The sequence below is a fragment of the Spiroplasma endosymbiont of Sarcophaga variegata genome, assembly GCF_965178695.1.
Classification (GTDB): Bacteria; Bacillota_I; Bacilli_A; order Mycoplasmatales; family Mycoplasmataceae; genus Spiroplasma; species Spiroplasma poulsonii.
Genome location: NZ_CBCXVU010000002.1, coordinates 710,916 through 730,953 on the forward strand (window position 1 = coordinate 710,916; position 20,038 = coordinate 730,953).

At 25.1% G+C, this 20,038-nt stretch carries 17 protein-coding genes and 7 pseudogenes; 16 read left to right on the plus strand and 8 right to left on the minus strand.

The window, feature by feature from the left end; translation table 4 throughout:
* Positions 1 to 134 precede the first annotated feature (134 nt).
* The 10 genes and pseudogenes from ACOBME_RS05445 to ACOBME_RS05485 all read left to right on the plus strand — a co-directional run bounded on the left by ACOBME_RS05445 (position 135) and on the right by ACOBME_RS05485 (position 6,534).
* A complete protein-coding gene (locus ACOBME_RS05445) occupies positions 135 to 290 on the plus strand; it encodes a hypothetical protein (RefSeq protein WP_338966611.1) in 156 nt (51 codons plus the stop codon).
* A gap of 107 nt (positions 291 to 397) precedes the next feature.
* Positions 398 to 547, plus strand: a pseudogene (locus ACOBME_RS05450) (hypothetical protein).
* Positions 547 to 798, plus strand: coding sequence for a hypothetical protein (locus ACOBME_RS05455; RefSeq protein WP_419334557.1), 252 nt, complete (start codon positions 547 to 549; stop codon positions 796 to 798). Before ACOBME_RS05450 ends, ACOBME_RS05455 begins: the two are co-directional and overlap by 1 nt.
* Positions 799 to 1,208: 410 nt before the next feature.
* Complete coding sequence (locus ACOBME_RS05460) at positions 1,209 to 2,171, plus strand: IS1/IS1595 family N-terminal zinc-binding domain-containing protein (protein WP_338963247.1); 963 nt, start codon at positions 1,209 to 1,211, stop codon at positions 2,169 to 2,171.
* A 97-nt stretch (positions 2,172 to 2,268) separates the two neighbouring features.
* Positions 2,269 to 2,406: pseudogene (locus ACOBME_RS11690) on the plus strand (DUF3627 domain-containing protein); the annotation flags it as partial.
* Between the two features lie 151 nt (positions 2,407 to 2,557).
* Positions 2,558 to 2,761 (plus strand): DUF2649 family protein, encoded by a 204-nt coding sequence (locus ACOBME_RS05465; protein ID WP_338964616.1) that lies wholly within the window; start codon positions 2,558 to 2,560, stop codon positions 2,759 to 2,761.
* A pseudogene (locus ACOBME_RS05470) lies at positions 2,761 to 3,773 on the plus strand (hypothetical protein). Before ACOBME_RS05465 ends, ACOBME_RS05470 begins: the two are co-directional and overlap by 1 nt.
* Positions 3,766 to 4,026: pseudogene (locus tag ACOBME_RS05475) on the plus strand (hypothetical protein); the annotation flags it as partial. The pseudogenes ACOBME_RS05470 and ACOBME_RS05475, both read left to right, overlap by 8 nt.
* A gap of 50 nt (positions 4,027 to 4,076) precedes the next feature.
* The gene (locus ACOBME_RS05480; RefSeq protein ID WP_338964619.1) at positions 4,077 to 4,415 is read left to right on the plus strand and encodes a hypothetical protein; all 339 of its coding nucleotides are present in this window, start codon (positions 4,077 to 4,079) and stop codon (positions 4,413 to 4,415) included.
* Positions 4,330 to 6,534, plus strand: a pseudogene (locus ACOBME_RS05485) (spiroplasma phage ORF1-like family protein). Before ACOBME_RS05480 ends, ACOBME_RS05485 begins: the two are co-directional and overlap by 86 nt.
* 345 nt (positions 6,535 to 6,879) lie before the next feature.
* Here the strand turns inward: ACOBME_RS05485 and ACOBME_RS05490 are convergent.
* The gene (locus ACOBME_RS05490) at positions 6,880 to 6,987 is read right to left on the minus strand and encodes a lipoprotein (protein WP_338963303.1); all 108 of its coding nucleotides are present in this window, start codon (positions 6,985 to 6,987) and stop codon (positions 6,880 to 6,882) included.
* A 119-nt stretch (positions 6,988 to 7,106) separates the two neighbouring features.
* Here ACOBME_RS05490 and ACOBME_RS05495 point away from each other — a divergent pair.
* Positions 7,107 to 8,078 (plus strand): annotated as a pseudogene (locus ACOBME_RS05495) (IS30 family transposase).
* Between the two features lie 420 nt (positions 8,079 to 8,498).
* On the plus strand, positions 8,499 to 9,716 hold the full coding sequence (locus ACOBME_RS05500; protein WP_419335372.1) for an Mbov_0401 family ICE element transposase-like protein: 1,218 nt from the start codon (positions 8,499 to 8,501) through the stop codon (positions 9,714 to 9,716).
* Between the two features lie 252 nt (positions 9,717 to 9,968).
* Here ACOBME_RS05500 and ACOBME_RS05505 read toward each other — a convergent pair.
* From ACOBME_RS05505 to mutM, 3 genes and pseudogenes are all read right to left on the minus strand, one after another.
* Positions 9,969 to 10,476 (minus strand): annotated as a pseudogene (locus ACOBME_RS05505) (thiamine pyrophosphate-binding protein); the annotation flags it as partial.
* 91 nt (positions 10,477 to 10,567) lie between these two features.
* Positions 10,568 to 11,458: a class II fructose-1,6-bisphosphate aldolase gene (gene fba, locus ACOBME_RS05510; RefSeq protein ID WP_338964636.1), complete on the minus strand. Its 891-nt coding sequence runs from the start codon at positions 11,456 to 11,458 to the stop codon at positions 10,568 to 10,570.
* 332 nt (positions 11,459 to 11,790) lie between these two features.
* Positions 11,791 to 12,624, minus strand: coding sequence for a DNA-formamidopyrimidine glycosylase (gene mutM / locus ACOBME_RS05515; protein ID WP_338964639.1), 834 nt, complete (start codon positions 12,622 to 12,624; stop codon positions 11,791 to 11,793).
* Positions 12,625 to 12,860: 236 nt separating this feature from the next.
* On the opposite strand from mutM, the gene ACOBME_RS05520 reads away from it, so the two are divergent.
* From ACOBME_RS05520 to ACOBME_RS05535, 4 genes are all read left to right on the plus strand, one after another.
* Complete coding sequence (locus ACOBME_RS05520) at positions 12,861 to 13,487, plus strand: DUF2278 family protein (protein WP_419334559.1); 627 nt, start codon at positions 12,861 to 12,863, stop codon at positions 13,485 to 13,487.
* 149 nt (positions 13,488 to 13,636) lie between these two features.
* A complete protein-coding gene (locus ACOBME_RS05525; RefSeq protein WP_419334561.1) occupies positions 13,637 to 14,164 on the plus strand; it encodes a hypothetical protein in 528 nt (175 codons plus the stop codon).
* Complete coding sequence (locus tag ACOBME_RS05530; RefSeq protein WP_419334563.1) at positions 14,103 to 14,522, plus strand: hypothetical protein; 420 nt, start codon at positions 14,103 to 14,105, stop codon at positions 14,520 to 14,522. Before ACOBME_RS05525 ends, ACOBME_RS05530 begins: the two co-directional genes overlap by 62 nt.
* Before the next feature lie 76 nt (positions 14,523 to 14,598).
* Positions 14,599 to 15,153: a GNAT family N-acetyltransferase gene (locus tag ACOBME_RS05535; protein WP_419334565.1), complete on the plus strand. Its 555-nt coding sequence runs from the start codon at positions 14,599 to 14,601 to the stop codon at positions 15,151 to 15,153.
* A gap of 2 nt (positions 15,154 to 15,155) precedes the next feature.
* Here the strand turns inward: ACOBME_RS05535 and polA are convergent, their stop codons facing one another.
* The 4 genes from polA to rnmV form a co-directional block, all read right to left on the minus strand.
* Positions 15,156 to 17,762, minus strand: coding sequence for a DNA polymerase I (gene polA, locus ACOBME_RS05540; RefSeq protein ID WP_419334566.1), 2,607 nt, complete (start codon positions 17,760 to 17,762; stop codon positions 15,156 to 15,158).
* A 67-nt stretch (positions 17,763 to 17,829) separates the two neighbouring features.
* Positions 17,830 to 18,573, minus strand: a complete 744-nt coding sequence (locus tag ACOBME_RS05545) for a GHMP family kinase ATP-binding protein (RefSeq protein WP_419334569.1) — start codon at positions 18,571 to 18,573, stop codon at positions 17,830 to 17,832.
* The gene (gene rsmA / locus ACOBME_RS05550; RefSeq protein WP_338964653.1) at positions 18,573 to 19,424 is read right to left on the minus strand and encodes a 16S rRNA (adenine(1518)-N(6)/adenine(1519)-N(6))-dimethyltransferase RsmA; all 852 of its coding nucleotides are present in this window, start codon (positions 19,422 to 19,424) and stop codon (positions 18,573 to 18,575) included. Before rsmA ends, ACOBME_RS05545 begins: the two co-directional genes overlap by 1 nt.
* 4 nt (positions 19,425 to 19,428) lie before the next feature.
* Entirely contained in the window at positions 19,429 to 19,947 is a 519-nt protein-coding gene (gene rnmV / locus ACOBME_RS05555; RefSeq protein ID WP_419334571.1) for a ribonuclease M5, read from the minus strand.
* Positions 19,948 to 20,038 lie beyond the last annotated feature (91 nt).

Here is a 20,038-nt window from a genome sequence, read left to right on the forward strand (position 1 = left end):
ATTAATTATTTTTAAAGACCATTTTTGTGAAATAATTTTAACAAAACTTTTAATCGTTGCCACATTGTGATCACAACAGCTACTCTCACAACGACAGTCATTTCCACAGCAAATTTCATCATGGCATCGTGTAAGTGAAGTGCAACAAATCAACTCAGAAAGGAGTTGATTTTTTAATGGAAAGAAAACATTATTTTATTTTACGGTCCTTAGTAACTAAGTATGGAAAAGATAATGTTATTAATACGGTAAATAATATTGTAATTAATAATGAAAAAGAAGATGAATAAATTATCCGCGTAATTTATTAGCGGTAATTTATTCAATATAGTTTATTTTGAGCGTAGCGAACACGCGAAGCGTGCCGCGAAAATTAGATTTTTAGGAGGAATAAGTTATGCCAGTTTGATTAACGACAATTTTTAGTGTTGTTATTATATTAGGTATTTTTGCGTGAATTGGTTTATCAATTTATTAAAAAATTCGCCAAATTCGAGGAAAGAAAAAAGATAAAAAAGAAATTGAAAATAGGGGGGATAAAAAATAATGTTAGGTATGTATTTAACAACAGCAATTAATTTTTTAGCAGTTGGTGATAAACCTACTATTTCAGATGAAATGGGTTCTATTTGAAGTGGTTTAGGGCAAGCAATGATGAAAGTTAAAGAAGCAATTTATGCTGTATTACCACAATTAATGACCTTTTTAGGTGATGCGTGAATTATTTTAATTCCATTTGGTATTTTTGTTATCATTAAGATTTTAAACTTTTTCCGTGTTATGGTTAAAGTATTTTAATATTTATTATTACTGATCATATATCTTAGCTATGGCACACTAGCTTTTATGTGAGTTGATTAAATAATTTTGTTGTTTATTTTTGTATTACACACTGTCTATAAGTTATTATTGAAATTATTAGTAATGAAATAATTGTTTTAAAGTAGGATTTAATAAAAATAAGAATATTTTTATTAAGGGTCATATTAATAGTAGTTTTGGAATATAAATTTTTATAATATTCTTTATAAATATATCTACTTTCTTTTTAAAATTTGTAGGCAGTGTGTAGTGCAAAAATATCAATTTAATTATAAATGATTAATTTTATATTTTAATAACTATTATCTTTAATTTTGTCGAAAACTCTTGATATTTATAAAATATACCTAAAATTAGGTATATTTTTAATATATAGAGGTAAATAAATGATGAAAAAAATAATTACAGAATTAATAAATAGCTTAACAGATGATCAATTTTTAGAATTTTATGAAAAAATAAAACAACAAGCAGACTTAATTAAAAAACAAAAACGTTTAAATGAAATTGATCAAAAATTTAGAGATAAAGGCATTATATGTCCTAATTGCAAATCTTTTCATTGTGTTAAAAATGGTCATAATTCCGAAGGAAAACAAAAATATTTATGTAAAAAATGTCGTGCTAGTTTTGATGCATTTCGTCATCATTTTACTTATTGAAGTCATTTAAATTATGAACAGTGAAATTTATTAATTCAAATTTCATTGTTAGGACAATCTAGTAAAATAATTTCTCGTTTTATTAAAACAACCCCAAAAACCGCTTGATATAATCGACAAAAATTAATGCAATCAAAACAATTAGAAAATACACAGTTAAAATTTAAAAAATTAAATGGTCAAATCCAAATGGATGAAACATTTATTAAAGAAATTCATAAAGGCAATTTTAAAGATAAATTTGATAAACGAAAAACTCATCTCGATCCATTTTCAACTGATACCAAATGCTGTATTCAAATGGCAGTTGATAGCAATAATAATATTTTTGTTCAATCCACCAATACCAAAAGATTACAAAAACAATGGATTATTGAAAATATGAATAAGCAACTAATTAAAGAAAAATCAATAATTATTTCTGATATGCAACCACTATATTTATTAGTAGCAAAACAAACAAATTCTACTCTATATTCCACCAAAACTAGTACAAACCCTGATACTAGTTATCAAAAGTTAAATAAGATTAGTAAATTACAATCCAGTCTTAAAGAAGCCTTAATTCATTATCATGGTTTGGGTTTCACTAATATTCAAAATTATTTAAAGCTCTGAAAATGAAAATACCAACACAAAGGTTTAACACCAAACCAACAATCAACGGTATTATATTTTAACGTTTAAAAAATTTAAAGCAAAATCATAATCTTACACAAAATTAGTTTTCAAATTGTCATATTGATGATTTTTTTTATTTCATCAAGAGTTTTCGACAAAATTAAAGAATTATTTTACACAAATGAAAAAAGCAATATTTCCTGGTGAACCTCAAAAAGTAAAAACAACTAACAATAATTTAACAAATTGAAGTGATGAAAAAGTAGATAAATTAATTAATGACTTGAAGGACTTAAATTAATGGGTTTATATGATTATTGAGTTCAATTTGTTAGTTATATTATTGGTTCAAATGCTCATGAATTTTTATATGTCATATCATTTGTATTATTTATCGTTTTATTTTTGGGGATGTTTTTTAAACTTATTCAGAAAATGTGGAGTTTTTAAATATGCAAAATGATTGAGAAAAATTAAAAGAGTTTTTTATTTATGTATTTTTGTTTATAGATAAAACTAATGTTGAAATTATTACAACTTGAAATTTAAATCAAAATGAATATTTAACTCTTATGATTGGTATTTGAATTGTGATTTTATTTTTAACGTGGTTTTTATTGTGAATGGTTTTTAAAATAGTTGGGTATTTTAAGTAATGAAAAAATTTATATTTTTCTTAAAAAATTATTGTTATATTGGTGGTTCAATGATTTTGTTTAGTTTAATTGATTTATTACTTTGAATAATTTCATTAAATTATACCGGTTTAGTATTTTGATTATTGTTTGCTTTGCAATGTGTTTATTTTGTCTGATGAGTTTGAAAAAACATATTTTATCAGTTGAGTGCTTTTCGTTTAGTTAATTTTGTTTGAGATAATCCGTTATCAGTAATTATTGGTAAGTTAGGGACGGGAAAAACTTTACTTTTAAATTATTTATCACAAACTATGAAACTATTAACAGATAAGATTTATAGTAATTATCCGTTAGAAGATGATAAAGTTAAAGTTTTAACATTTAAAAATTTAGATTTTACAGATAGAACAAAACCAGTTCCCCCAGATGATAGTGTTATTTTATTTGATGAAAGTTATTTATATATTGATGGAACTAGTCCCCACGATGAGAAAAAAGTTCGTAGTGGTAAAATTCCGTGAATTGTATTAGCAAGACATTTTGGTAATCGTGCTTTATTTACTGCTCAGCGTGAGGGTATGATTTGAAATAATATTCGACAATTAGCAAGTGGTATTATTATTCCAATTTCATTGAAAAAACCTATTGCTAAAAAGGATTTAATTTTTTTAATCGTTTCTTTATTATGCGAATTGGTATTTTTCAAGATATTACAGATTATGAAATTTGAAAAACAAAATCAGTAGAACGAACAGCCGAAGGTAAACGAGCAAAACATAAGTCGGATGTTGGGTTAGGAATTCGGTTTTTTAAAATAATTATTCCATTAGAATTTGCACAGAAATATGATAGTAAATGATTAAAGTTTGTTCGTGATTTAAAAAATGATGAAATAGTTAATTATAAAGAATATTATTGGTCAGAAATTACTAAATTAAGTGTTAAAGAGCGTTTAGCATTGTTTGATATTGATATTTTGAAAAAAAATTTAAAACCTAAAAAAGAAAAAGGAAGTGATAAAGATGATTAATTTATTATCAGAAAGTAATAATTGAGATAAGATTTTTAGTTTGATTTTTGATGTATTTTTGTTTATTTTTGATGTAATTTGAAATACTAAATTACCAATGACAAATACAACTATTGCTTATTTTATTATCTTTTTTATGGTTGTTAAGTTATCAATTTATGCTATCCACGGAACAAGAACACAATATAATGAATTAGGTTCAACTGTTAAAAACAATACATCAAAATTGTATGCTTCAACAGTACGTGGTGTTAAAAAAGCACATAAGGCTAATAAAAATGGTCGGTGAAAGGAAACAGATTAATGATTAGATTAGTTTTATTAGTTGCTGCAATTGCTATTTTTGGTACTAGTTTTATTACGGTGATTATAAATCAATTAACATCAGCAAAAAATATCATTATGGATTTATATAACTCAGATACTTTTTTACTTTCTTTGTTTGGTAAAATGGCAATTTTGTTTAGTCATCCATTAATGTTAACAATATCAAGTTTATATATTGTTGGGTTTATTGTTTCAAAAACATTGTATAGTTGGGGGTTGAATTATAAATATGAAAAAATCATTATCTTTATTTGCCATATCTATTTTAGGTATTTTAGGTTTAATTATTCCATTTATTACTTTAACAGCATTTAAACCCTTAAATCAGCAGAATTATACTGTTAATTAACAAACAATGGGAATGAATGAAACTGATTTTATTAATACAATGTTTTTACGCAGTAGTTTTTTTGAAAACTGGTCTGAAACAAATTACTTTATTAATCCAACTCTAAAAACATCACAAACATTAACTTATAATGATAAATGATATTTAGACTTTTTAAAGGATAGTTATTCAACGGGAATTTCATTTGATAAGCCTAGTGATGAGTTTATGGATTTATATAAAAATTGAGATACTTATGCTAAACAATATAATATTGATAAATTCTATGATGTTGATAAAAAACAATTTTTAAAAGAATTAACTAATTTTTCTTATTCTTTTGCTAAGTATTTTAATACTGTGGAAGTTATTAATAAATTAGAAAGAGGTATTGATAATTTACAATTAGTTAAAATGATTAATGAGTTTTGAATACAAATTCCTAGAACACAGGCACCTAATAAAGAATTTTTAACTGCTACTAATAAATGATATTTTTATGGAGAAAAAAGAAATGGTCAATATTTGCTTACAAAATTTTATTTTGATAATAATTTTATTAAAAATCAAAACACTTGATGACAACACTTAAAAAATGATTCAGATTTTATTTGAAACTATAATTTAGTATATCGTTGAGATGGAAACGGTGAACCAGAATTACCAGTTGTTGATAATGATGGCAAATTAAAATTATATACTGAATATTATCAAAATGTTCGTTCTTTTTTGCTTAAATATATTGATGTTATTGTACAAGAAAATATCCGAATTCAGCAAGGTGGTAATCCAAACTATGATGACCCAAATTTGGGTAGTGAAAGAATAATTTTTGATTTTGAAATTATTAATAATATGGAAAAATTAGATTGAAAACCTGATGTTATTTTAACTAGAAAATCAATTTATCGGATGATTTTAACAATTGATGAAAATAAAAATATTATTGCTGGTAGTTTAGAATTAACACATTTTAAACAATATTGGGATGGTAATAATGCAAATAGTTATTGGTATACTGATGATTTAGGTTTTTTATTTTCTTTCATAAAAGAAAAAGAAGATACTTTTAATTTTAGTGCTGAAACTTATAATTATTATCAAGGTAATTCTCCTAATATTGGTAAAATGGTTTTTGAACAGATGAAAGGTCAAATTGATATTAATAAATTTTTAAAAGCCTTTTTTACCCATGCTTTGGTACCTGTATTTCAAAATCGCAGTAATTTTATTGAAAGTGGTTATATTGATAATTTACAGTATGATACTGTTTTAATTAATTTTTTTGGTTTAAAATTGATTAATTTTAGAGATGTTTTAATTGATGAAACTAATACTAATAAAAATCAATTTGAAAAACTATTAAATAGTATGTTTACGGTTTCCCAAAATTTTTATAAAGATTATTTACGTACCATTTTTGATTTAGAAAATGATACTTATGTACAAGGATATAATAAAAAATATGGTTTATTAGCAAATAATGGTTTTAAAATTTATCCTCGTTATTTTTATTTTTCTGATAAATAAAATCAATTAGACATTAAATTGTATTCAGCATTTAAAAATCGTTTTTATAATACTAATTATGGTAATGTATTTAATTATGATTTTTCAGTTGCAAATAATTATAATATTAATCAAAATGAAGGTTATATTTTTGAAGGTGCTTTAAAAGATAAATACGGTTTAAAATACAAAAAAATTGAAGAACAAAAAATCGGTTATAATGTTTTTGAATTACAAGCCCAAAAAGAAAATGATATGTACCGTTATTATGATTTTAATTTTGGAATTTATAACTGACAAGAAATAAATAATGGCGGGTTGTTTCCTGATGGACAATGATGACAAGCCCAATATGAAAGTTGTAGTTGATATAATTTAGCGTGTCATATAAAAAATGCTGCAATTTGAATTGTAAATAATATTCCCGGTGTTAAACAAGTAAACGAATTAGCAAGCGGTGTTGGTAAAATATTTCAAACAATATATAGTTTTTTTAGTCAAACATTTGAGGTATGAAAATTTAGTCCAGCATTATATAATACAATAACAAATATATTCCTATTAATTATCTTTATGAAGTTTGTTCGATTAATTTAAAAAAGGACTTGTTAGTCCTTTTATTCTTTTCAATCAATTATTAGTCCTGTGTCTTTATTAATTTCTGGTATTTGTGGTTCATTGTTTTTATTTCAACGATATACTAAATTATAGTTTCAAATAAAATCTGAATCATTTTTTAAGTGTTGTCATCAAGTGTTTTGATTATTAATAAAATTATTATCAAAATAAAATTTTGTCGTTATATAATTATTTTCATATTTATTTATATAAAAATATCATTTATTAGTAGCAGTTAAAAATTCTTTATTAGGCGCCTGTGTTCTAGGAATATTAGTTCATTTGCTATTTTCTGGTAGTTGTTGTGGTTATGGTGTAGGTTTATTACCCCCCCCCGTTTTCATTATTATTTGGTTTTTCACAACTAATTAATGTTGTTGTACTTGTTGCTGTTAATCCGATTACTCCTAAAATACTTAGTAACTTTTTCATATTTTACTTCTCCTTTATTAAAATTACTTGAATGCTATAATTGATTTTATCATATATCAATAATGTATTAAATAATTTTAATATTAAATTTATAAATTAATGAAAGGTATATAAATGTTATGTATAGTCATTTAAGTTTTATTGATAAGGTTAAATTGGAAAAATTATTATTATCAAAATTATTTTTAAAAAAGAATGGTGAAATAAATATTTCACAAATTGCTAAATGTTTGAACAGAAATCGTAGTACTATTTTGCGAGAAATTAAGCGTTTTAAAACTATTGATGAATATAGTGCTTATAAGTCAGATAAAATGTATTATGAGAAAAGAAAAAAGAATAATAAAAGATATAAGTTTACAGAAGAACAATTAAATTTTATTAATATAAGATTTAATGTTTATCGTGATTCTCCATCACAACCTATTCATCGTTATTTTCTAAAGTTTGGTATTAAATTTCCTGTTTGTGTTAAAACATTGTATAAATGAATTCGTTTGGGTTTTTATGGTTTTTTAAAACATAATTTACGTCATTGTGGTAAAAAATATAAAACAAAAGGAAAATTTGATAATCGTGGTAAATTAATTAATTTTAAATCAATATGAGATATTGAGAATAAAGAGACTGATGTTGGTTGATTTGAAATGGATACCATAGTTGGAAAAGAGCATCAATCTAGTAATTTGGTTTTAGTTGAACAAAATAGTAAAAGTTATTTTGTTATGAAATTAAAAAATCATACTGCTAATGAAGTTGTGGAAAAGTTTAAAGATATTGTTATAAGTAATAATTTATTTGGGAAAATTAAAGGAATAATAACTGATAGAGGAAAAGAATTTAGTAAATGAAGATAATTAGAAATATTTGCTGAAACACAAGTTTATTTTTGTGACCCTGGTAAACCACAACAAAAACCATTAATTGAATATATGAATTCTGAACTTAGACAATGATTTCCTAAGGGAACTGATTTTAATAATGTTAGTCAACAAAAAATAAATTGAGTAGTTAATGTTATAAATGATAAATTAAGGCCTGTTCTTAATTGAAAAACAGCAAAAGAGGTATTTTCAGATAATTTTAAATAGGTTTATTTGAAGTAATTTAATAAATTATTTTTTAGTGTGCTTAATTTTCCTTAAAATAAAATAAAAACTATAAATATTTTGATTTTTAAAAATTTATAATTGATTTTTTATGATTTTTATTGTATTATTTGACTAATAAGATTTGTTGCACTTCATTTTACATAATTCCGTTCATAACTAATAATTCGTTTTTTGTTATTAATTTTTGTAAAATCTTGCATTTTTAATTAACCTCCTTTTTTTGATAAAATTATTTGAAGTATTAAATATTGTAATTTAAAAAAATTGTTTAATTACGAAAGGAAATATAAAATGGAATTAAAACAAAATTTATTAGGAAATTATAAATAAAATAAAAGAATAGAAACAAACAATGAAGTTAAAAATTTATTTATTAATAGAGATAATGAGATATTTAAATTATATCAACAAGGACAAATATTACAAGGATATAAGGTGATGTCAAAATTGCCAAAAACAATTAAAACAGAATATGGAGATTTTCCTATTAAAAGAAGATTATATGTTAAATATGATGAAGAAAAAAAAGAAAATATAAATCGTTATCCTTTAGATGAAGAATTAGGCTTAAAAAAATATGAAATAATCGAAATAAATTTAAAAGATAAATATATGTCTTTTATGGTCGATGGAAAAAGATATAAAGATATTTTGCATACAACAGAGAATGCAAATATTAGCGAAAGAACAATATCTAATATTTTTAAAAATGCCGATTTAGAAAAAGTTGACTATATAAGCAACAAAAATAACAATAAAATTAAAATTCCAAATAATGTTTTATATATTCAAATTGACGGAGCTTTTGAACCAATGCGAGAAAATAAAAAAAGAGTTGAAAATAAAATATTTCTTGCTACTATGCATGTTGGTGTTGATAAAGAAAAGTCAACAAAAACCAAAATAAAAATGAAAAAGAAAAAAGGCGTTTTCCAAATGATGAATAAAAATCATAATAATAAAAATAATAAATCTAATATTGATAATTTTATTGATAAAATTTTTAAATTAATGGATACTTATGATATTAATGAAGATACTAAAATATTAATATTAAGTGATGGTGAAAAACAAATTAAAAAAATTTATAGAGCAGTAAAAGCAAAATATAAAAATAACAAGGTATCATATAGCTTAGATAAATTTCATCTTACAAGTATATTTAAAAAAATATATCCCTTTCAAAATAAAAATAAGGAAAATAGAGAAGCATATCATAAAGCTGTTGATTATTTTTTTAATGGTAAATATGAAGAATTATTACAGTGTTTAGAAGATAGTAAATTTTTTATAAGCGATTTTAAATTAGATTTTTTGAATAAAGCTATTAGATTAATTAAAAATAATAAAGAAGGCATTAGAAATCAAACATTATGAAATAATGTTGGTTGTCATATGGAAGGTGACATTTCTCATTATTGAAAAGGAACTATGATTAAAAAAGCAATTTATAGTGAAAAAACTATTAAAAATAAATTAAATGCTAGTATGATGGGATTAAAAAATAGAATTAATTTATTTAATAATAATGAACAACCGCTAGAAGAAAATAGAATTAATTATTTAGTTAATAATTTTGTAAATAATAATTTACAAAGAAATTTATATTTTTATTAATTTTATCTAATAAATTAAATAACTTTAATAAACATGTATTTTTAGTCTGGAAAAATTTAAAAAATTAGAAAAAAGTGTTGACAATAAAATTAAAAGTAATACAATTTAACTAAGTAAGTGGTATATTATTCCACAATTTCTAAGAAATTAATTTAAGACCCCAAAATAATTTATTCGACCTAATTTTCTCATCATATGCTGAACCTAAATCATAATTTGATGAAAGAACTAACGCCTCATGCTGAATATCTTCGGCATTGACAATATCTTGGGGTAACGAGACAAAAGCAGCCCCTTTTCGTCCTGTTGTTGCTTCTCGAAAAGCATTCGCCAATGCTTATGAAATATTATTTGGATGAACTACTTCTTTACTATACTTTGTAATTGGTTGAAACAAAGCAGCATTGTCCATTGCCTGGTGTATTCTTTTTAGACTATCTTCGCGACCAACATTCCCGGCAATCGCAACAACGGGATCACCTTCAGAGTTAGCTGTCACCAAACCTGTTGCAAGATTTGAAGCCCCCGGCCCACTTGTAACTAAAGCAACTCCTGGCTCACCAGTAATTCTTCCAACTGCTGCCGCTATAAAAACAACATTTTGTTCATGCCTTGTTAAAATTAATTCCGGACCATGATCAACTAAAACATCAAAAACCTTATCAATTTTAGCTCCTGGAATCCCAAAAATATATTTGAAATTTTGGTTGATTAAAGTATCAACCACAATATCAGCACCTGTTTTTTTATTTTTACTCATTTCTATCCCTCCTGAGTTCTATAGTAAATATAACACCAGTATCATTTAACAATGAAACCTCAGAAAAAACATTTCAGATTTGAAATGTTCTTTAAGCTTTACCTTTGCAACCAAATCATGCTGTTAATTCATCAAATGTTGTTTTGATTGCTTCATAACCTGGCTTCAATAATTTACGTGGATCAAACCCTTTCCCATTTTCTGGTTTATCTTTCCCCGCTTCAATATATTGTCTTGTTGCCGCAGCAAAGGCAATTTGTAATTCAGTATTAACATTAATCTTGCTAATTCCTAATGAAATCGCTTTTTTAACTTGTTCTTGCGGAATACCACTTCCACCATGTAAAACCATTCCAATTTTAGCAGCGGCTTGAATATCTTCTAATGCTTGAAAATTTAATCCTGGCCATCCTGTTGGATATGGTCCATGAATATTTCCAATTCCTGCTGCTAATAAATCAATCCCTGTTGCAACCATTTCAGACGCTTCTTTTGGATCACCGATTTCACCAGCACCAACAACACCGTCTTCTTCACCACCAATTGTTCCAATTTCAGCTTCAACTGAAACGGCATTTGGTTTGGCATAAGCTACCACTTCTTTTGTATTTATCACATTTTCAGCAAACGGATGATGACTACCATCATACATTACTGAAGAAAATCCAGCATAAATTGCCTTTTTACAACTTTCTACTGATTGACCATGATCTAAATGTAATGCTATTGGAACCGTAATTTCCAATGAATCTAATAACGCATTAACCATTGCAACAACTAAGTTATAACCTCCCATATATTTAATTGCTCCTTCTGAAGCACCTAAAATAATTGGTGTATTTGTTGCTTGTGCCACTTCTAATAATGCTTTGGTTCATTCTAGATTATTAATGTTAAAATGACCAACCGCATATTTATTCTGGTGTGCTTTTTTAATCATTTCACTAGCATTAACTAGTTTTTTATGATATTTTTGTTCCATAATTTTTTTCCCTTCTAAATATAAAATCTCACGTTATTATTATAAACTTTTTATTATAAAAAATCGTACAAAACAAAGCATTTTCTTAATTTTATCCAATTTACCAAAACTTACCAAAAAAAGTAGAAAAAAGTAATGATTTTTAAAAATTTTACTCACTTTGCAAAATCCTATGTTATTATGAAATTACTATATGGCAACATATAGTAAACAAACAGAACTTATCATTACCTGATGGATGGGCCTCCTAAAAGGTAATACCCAAAGATAGGTATCCGTTAGTAAATAGTTTTTTTATAAAGGGTACTCCTTATCAAAGGAGTACCCTTTTTTTATTTTAATTTTTGACAATAATTGCAATAGTAGGTTCCGCGTCCATTAACAAAAATTTTATCAACTTCGTTTTGACAATTAACACATTTCATTTTATTTCGCCCATGAACTTTTAACTGCTGAACAAATTTTCCATCCATTCCTGGTTCAGGATGATAAGTTGCAATTGTTGTTCCACCTTCATTAATTGCTTGTTGAAGAACAACTTTTGTATTATCAATAATATTTTGATAATCTTGATCAGTTAAGTTTTTTGTCTTTTCACCAGGATGAATTTTGGATGCAAATAAAACTTCGTTTGCATAAATATTTCCAATTCCAACAATGACATTTTGTTCTAATAATGTTGTCTTAATTGGTTGTGATTTATTTTGCCAAGCATTTTTTAAATATGAAACAGTAATTCTTTCATCAAATGGTTCATATCCCAATTTATTTAATGGGGCTTGTTCTAAATAAGTTCTTTTATCATATAGATGCATTGTCCCAAATTTTCTGGTATCGTGGTAACGCAATTGAAATTGATGATCAAGTTCAAATAAAACCATAATATGTTGTCATTCTCCCGGTTCATCTTTTTTTGTAAAAAAATATTTTCCTTCCATTCGTAAGTGACTAATTAAAACATAATCATCTAAAATAAAAAGTAAATGTTTTCCCATTCGATCAATTTGATTAATCTTTTGGCCAACAACTTCTTTAATAAAAATTTTTGAATCAGTTGTAGCTTTTATTATTTTATTTCAGAAAATTTGACAATCAGTAATTGTTTTTCCTACGACATATTTTGTTAAAATTCGACGGACCGTTTCTACTTCTGGTAATTCTGGCATATTCTTCCTTCTTTCTTATTAATAATTTAATTTTATTTTTATATACTATAAAAATCAAGATATTAGTTTAAGAACATTTTGAAACCTGCAAATAATTTACAAGTCTTTAAATTAATATGCAAATAATTTGATACAAATGGTTGCTAATGGTATTTTAAATGTTTTTCGCATAATATAAATATATGGTCCACAGAAAACATTTAAAATATTAAGAATGATGGGGGGGAATTATAAATATGAAAAAAAATGATTATTTTTTTTTAAAAGGAATCCTAACTAACTGTCATCCCACAGTACAAGGTAACCCCCATTTTGATTTAGAAATTACTGATAAAAATAACTGAACATATACTGTAAACATTAATGTTCGTTCACGAATTAAACCACATGATGTTTTATATTTTATTAAACAAAATTATCAAAATTATATTGTTGATCGCTGTTTTAGTTTAGATGATACCGTTCATTCCAATTTAACAACAGGAGACGATGGATACTGCTTAGATTATTTAAAAGGTAAGTTATTTGACCATAATTTTGTTACTGTCTTACCATACGTTGGAGAAAAAGAGACAAGTGCATTAGAAACGTTATTTAGTCAGATGATCTCACCAACTTTAAATAATTCAAAATATAGAATTGGGATTTGAGGAATGAGTTATGGTGACCCAATTGATGGTGTTCACGATGTTCATATGAATCAAGGAAATGAACACAAATTTGCAAAAGAAAATGGAACATGACAAGACGGAGCATTTGCCATATACAATACTGAAACAGAAACTGTTGAAAATATTATCTTTATTATGTTCCAATCACAATGTACAACAACAGATGATGCTGGAAATTGTTTAAATAATTAATAAAAGACATTATAAAATAATCCAATGTTTTTTAACTATAAATATATCAAAAAAAAAACAAAAACTAATTTATTTAAAATCTATATTATACTATACATTAATTTAAGAACATTAAGATATAATAAAATTAAGAATTAGGAGGGATAGTTGTGCCAGAATGAGGAATCATTGTCTTAGTTATTAGTGTTATTATCATCTTTGCAATTGCTATTTATGTTCCAATTATGTATCGAATTAGAAGTGCAAAATTTAAAAAAGAACGAACATTTGATCGTCGAATAACTGTTGATAAGCTTAACGATAACCATCGCCACTTACTATTAGAAAAATCACTTAATCGTCCTTTTTACAATAAATATTTTACTAATTTAATAAACGAATACGAAGTTAAACCATTAAAAACAAAGATTGTTTTTAATTTAGATCTTTTTGAAAGCGATTATGCAAACATTATTGAAATGTTAGTTAAAGCAAGTGATAAGAAATATCAACCACTAATTAGTTATTTAATTGATAATGACTTAAACTTGTTAATAACAAATATTTTTTCAGAAGTTGCTAATCACTTTATTATTCCTAATTTGGAAGCTTTAAATGAACAATGAGAAATTATAAATGATGTTTCCGGATGAATATTATGCCCAATGAATTTTAGATTACCGCCAACAAACAATTAATTTTATTTGTAATACTTATTTGCCGCTTGTTTATCAAAATATTCTTGAATTAATTAAAACTACCGATGCTACAAAATATACTGATGAAATTGAAACAATTATTTCAACAAAATATCAAACAATAATTTTTAATAGTTTAGAAAAGAAATTTGTTAGTTTAGCAAACGAAATGATTACAAAGTTTGAAAAAATTGATAATGGCATTGATAATGAACAAGCAAAAGCAGATTTATTAGCTGTTGCTCAAAAATTTAGAGTTAATCTTGAAAAAATATATAATCAAAATTTTAATATTAATAAAATTGAAAAAATGCTTGGCAAAATAAAAAGTACAATAAAAATACTAATTATTAATTAGTATTTTTAATTTTTATGCAAAAACAATATCTTAAAACCATTTTTTAAATACAATATTCAAAAAGGAGTCGCTTATTATGCAACAATATTATTTAATTTTAGAACAAAACAAAATCATTGAAACTGAACGTTTAATTCTGCGTCCAATTACCCCCGCAGATGCCAGTAGCATCTTTGAATATAGCAAAAATATTGAGAACATAAAGTTTCTAGAATGAGCTCCCCACCAGAATATTATGGAAACAAGAAAAATAATTGCACAACTCTTTTTGAGCCAACCACTAGGAAAATGGGCTTTAGAGTTAAAAGACACCCACCAAATGATTGGAATTATTGATTTACGGTTAGATTCAATGATGCCAAATGCAAAAATGGGCTATATTGTTAATAAAAAATATTGAGGAAACAATTATATTTTTGAAGCAGGGAAAGCAGTTATTACCCTAGCTTTTGAAAAAATGAAGTTAAAATGAATTTTTGCTGAATGTGATATTGAAAACACCAATTCAGAACAAGCAATGATTAAAATGGGAATGGAATACTTAGGAATCTTACCGTGTCAAATTACAACAAATTATGGTCAAAATAAAAATCATAAAAATTACGGCATAAAAAATGCTGATATAATTTAATTTTATTTTAAATTATATCAACTTAAACCTGCTTTCATATCAACTAATAGTTTAACATCTAACGCTGTTGAATCTTCCATTAAAGTTTTAACAATTGATTTAACTTGCGCTAATTCATTTTGTGGAATTTCAAAAATTAGTTCATCATGAATTTGAGCAATTATTTTTGCTTTTAAATTTAATTTTAGAAATTCTTGATCAATATTTTTTAAAGCAATTTTAATGATATCGGCCGCACTACCTTGAATTGGCATATTCATAGCAATTCGTTTCCCAAATTCTCGCTGAATATAGTTAAGATCATTGATTTCAGGAACATATCGTTTTCGATTAAAAATAGTTATAACATAACCATTTTGTTTGCAAAATTCAACTTGACTATCAATAAAAGCTTTAATTGTGGGAAATTGCTGATAATAATTATTAATAATTTCTTTTGCTTTATAAACAGGAATATTTAAATCAGTTGCCAATCCAAAATCACTAATTCCATAAATAATTCCAAAGTTAACAGCTTTAGCGCTGCGGCGAATATTAGGCGTGATTTCTACTTTTGATAAATTAAAAATTTTCATTGCCGTATTAGTATGAATATCTTCATTATTATTAAATGCCCTAATTAAATCGGAATCTTTTGACATATGAGCTAGAATTCTTAATTCAATTTGTGAATAGTCACATGATAATAAAATATTATCTGTTGTTGAAACAACAAAAATTTTTCGAACTTCTTTTTGAACTTCATCACGAATACTAATATTTTGCATATTTGGTTCAACCGATGAAAGCCGTCCGGTATTTGTTAACGTTTGTTTATAAATAGTATGGACTTTGCCATCATTAAAAATATACTTTTCCATTCCCTTTAGATACGTTGAATATAATTTTTGATACTTACGATAATCTAAAATCTTAGGAATAATTTGATGAGTATCCTTTATTTCCTCTAAAACTTCTTGGGCTGTTGAACCTTTTTTTCGATCAGGTAAAGAAAAATCACAATATAATAATTCTGATACTTGTTTTGGTGAATTGGGATTAATCTCTTTTTGAGCAATGGCATTAATTTCATTATTTAATTCTTGCACAATTTTTTCAATTCGTAATGTTTGAGTTGTTAACTCATGTTGGTCAACCTTTACACCATTAATTTCCATTCGTGCTAGTGCAAAAGCCGTTGGTAGCTCAATATTGTAATATAAATCATATTGTTGATTAGCCTTTAATAATTCAATAATCTTTGGCTGCAACTTATTAATATAAAATGCTTTTTGTCCAATAAACTGACTTAATTTAACAATATCAATTGGAATTTGTTTTTTAACCCCTTTCCCATAAAATAAATCATCGGTTAAAATTTGTTTTTTTTCAAATAAATTAATATACGTATCAAGGGTATTTTTTGCGTTAGAATTATAAACATATCCCGCCAACATCATATCATAACTAATATTTTGCACAGTAATATTATCACGCGCTAAAGCTAAAATTAAACTTTTGGCATGATAAGTTATCTTTTGATAATTTTGGTTGTATAAAAACTGATGTCATAATTTATCATATTTAGCATGAATATAATCAAAATAAAAAATTCCTTTGGAATTAACGATCCCAAAACCAATAATTTCTGAAATGTGATAATTTTCATCAAATAGTTCTAAATAAACAGTAGTGTTGTCTTCATTATATTCTTCTTTTCATTCCTCAATAATTTCAACTTTTAACTCTGAATTTTGTAAATCATCTTTGTTATTAAATAATTTTGTAATAAAAGAATTCATATTATATTTTAAATAAAATTGCATTAAAACATCATAGTTCGGTTGAAATGGCGTAAACGCAAATTGCTTTAAATTAATATCACAAAAAATTGTGGCAACTTTTTTACACAATAATGCATCCCCTTTACTATTTAATAATTTTTGCTGTAATGCCCCTTTGATTTGATCAAGATTATCATATAAGTTTTCAATTGAATGATATTCTTGAATCAATTTTATTGCTGTTTTTTCACCAACACCAGTAACTCCTTTCAAGTTATCAGAAGGATCGCCCATTAATCCTTTTAAATCAGGAACTTGTAATGGTTCAACCCCTCATTTTTCTGCTAAAGCCGTCTTATCAATAACATAGGCTGTATCACCTTGACGCGGGACCAAAATATTTGTTTTATCACTTATTAATTGATACAAATCTTTATCACTTGAAAAAATATCAACATAAAAGTTCTCTTTTTCTGCTTGTTGCGCCAAACATCCTAATAGATCATCCGCCTCATACCCCTCTTGTTCTAAATATGGGATTTGATAACTATCTAAAAATTCTTTTACAATTGGAAATTGTACGATTAGTTCTTCTGGTGTCTTACTGCGTCCATCCTTATAATCAGTTAACAAATCATGACGAAAATTCTTTTTTCCTTTATCAAAAGCAACAACAACGCTATAATAATTATTTGATTTTAAAATTTTATTTAACGTATTAGCAAAAGCATAAACAGCATTAGTTGGAGTTCCATCTAAACTTTTTAACATTTTAACATTATAAGCTGTAGCATAAAATGCTCTAAAAAGTAACGCATTCCCGTCAATTAACAATACTTTATTCATTTTATAATCTCCTCATTTATGTTAAATTATAGCCTAAATTAATTTTAAAATATACTTTAAAATTAATTTATCATACTAAAAAAGCACCCCCACTACCTGATAGCATAACATTTTGGTGTTCTTTTTTTAAAGTCATATAAAATTTTTTTAACTTTGAATTAATTTTAAAAGCAGGTTGTTGCAGAATATTATAGTAGGTATTAGTATTTTTCTTTGTTTTATAATAGTTATAATTATAATCAAACTCTTGATAAACATCTTTTGTAATTGATGAAATTTTTGAATCAATAACTTTAAGATTAGGAATTTCATATTTTTTAATTTGTTTAGATGTTAAATATGTAATTTTATTACCACAGCCAGAAATAATTGCTGGTTTTTCTAAGTAAAAAAATAAAGCATCTGAACTAAGACTTTTAATTAACTTTTTAACTTTTTTTGAATAATAATTAATCTTAAAAAAATTACAAATTAGTTTAATAACAGCAACAGCATTACTAGCCGAATAACCTAAACCAGAACCAATTGTTGTGTTTTTAATTAAATTAATATGTAACGGAATTGTTTTAAATTTAGGAAATACTATCAAGAACTTATGATAAGCATCTAAAACAGTATTATTATTTCAATCAAGTTCTTTTTTATTACAAGTAAAAATTGTTTGTACGCCTTGATAAGGCAAAACCTCAACCATATCATATTCTAATTTATAAGGAAAAATAATACTTTGAATTCGATGCATTTTTTTTCATCGATTTCTACGAAAAACTTTTAATGTTAAATTAAATTTACCATATGATTTAATTTGCATTATTGACCTTCTTTCTCATTTTGTTTAACTTCATTATATAATAAATAAAAATCATTTACGGTTAATCTTTCTGATCGTAAAGTTAAAGAATAATTTAATTTTAATAAAATATTTTGTGCCAATGTTTTATCATATAAAATAGTTGCTAGATTATTTAAGATTGTTTTTCGCTTTGTCGCAAACATTGCTCGAATAAATACAATAAAATCTTCTTCATTTTTTAAATCAGGATATTTTCGATTTAGTTTAAATTTTAGAACAACACTATCGACTTTAGGAACAGGAACAAAATTATTGCGTCCAACTAAACAAACTTTTTCAATATCACTATAAAGTTGACAAACAATCGAAAGATTATTATACGCCTTTGAATTTGGTTGAGCCATAATTCGATCACCAACTTCTTTTTGCATCATTAAAACAACTTCTTTTACTTTTGGATTCTTTATTTTTAATAATTTAAAAATAATTGGAGAAGTAATATAATAAGGAATATTTGAAATAATATTAATTGGATTATTATCTGGAAATTCAGTTGCAAACAATGTTTCTAAATCAAGTGTTAAAATATCTGCTTCAATAATTTTAAAATTTTGATTTTGAAATTTTACTGTTAAATATTTTACTAAATCAGGATCAATTTCAACACAAACAAATTTATTTGCTTTTAATAAAATTTCATTGGTTAAAGCTCCCATCCCCGGACCAATTTCTAAAATATTGGTTTTTGGAAATTCAAATGCACTATTAACAATTTTATTGATAAAATAAGAATTTGTTAAAAAATTTTGGCCTTTACTTTTTTTGGCAATAATTCCTTCTGCCCACATTTCCTGATTTTGTTTTTTCATATTATTATTTCTCCTCTAAAGTTTTAATTAAATCATCTTTTGTTATATTCATATAGTTTAAATATTTAAATGTTGTTTTATTATTTGTGAGAGCTAAATTATAATAATTAATAATTTTTTGACGTTTTAATTTTGAATCAACAAGATTAATATAATCACTTCATAATAAACTATCACCAGTCTTGTTACTAAAGGTAATAAGATTGATAATACTATTTTTAATTGCGGAGATAGAAGCTTCTGCAACCCCCACCTTTTTTCCTCTAATTGCATCAACTTTATCAATAAAAGCATGAATACAATTATTGTCTAAATAATCACTAATGATTTGTCGCAATTTTTGACCAGGATGATCAGGGTCGGTAAAAATTATTATTTTATTATGTAAACTAATTTTTTTAATTAATGCTAACTTTTCTGTTGTAATTCCACTCCCCCCAGTTTCAATTATTTCAAGATCAGGAAAAATGCTTTCCAATTTTGCCGCATCTGTTTTGCCTTCTACAATAATGAATGTTCCCACTGTCGCCTTTTCCCCCATAAAAATCTTTTTGGTTTAATTTATCATAATTTTATAGTATAATTATACTAGACTGTTATATTAAAATAATGAT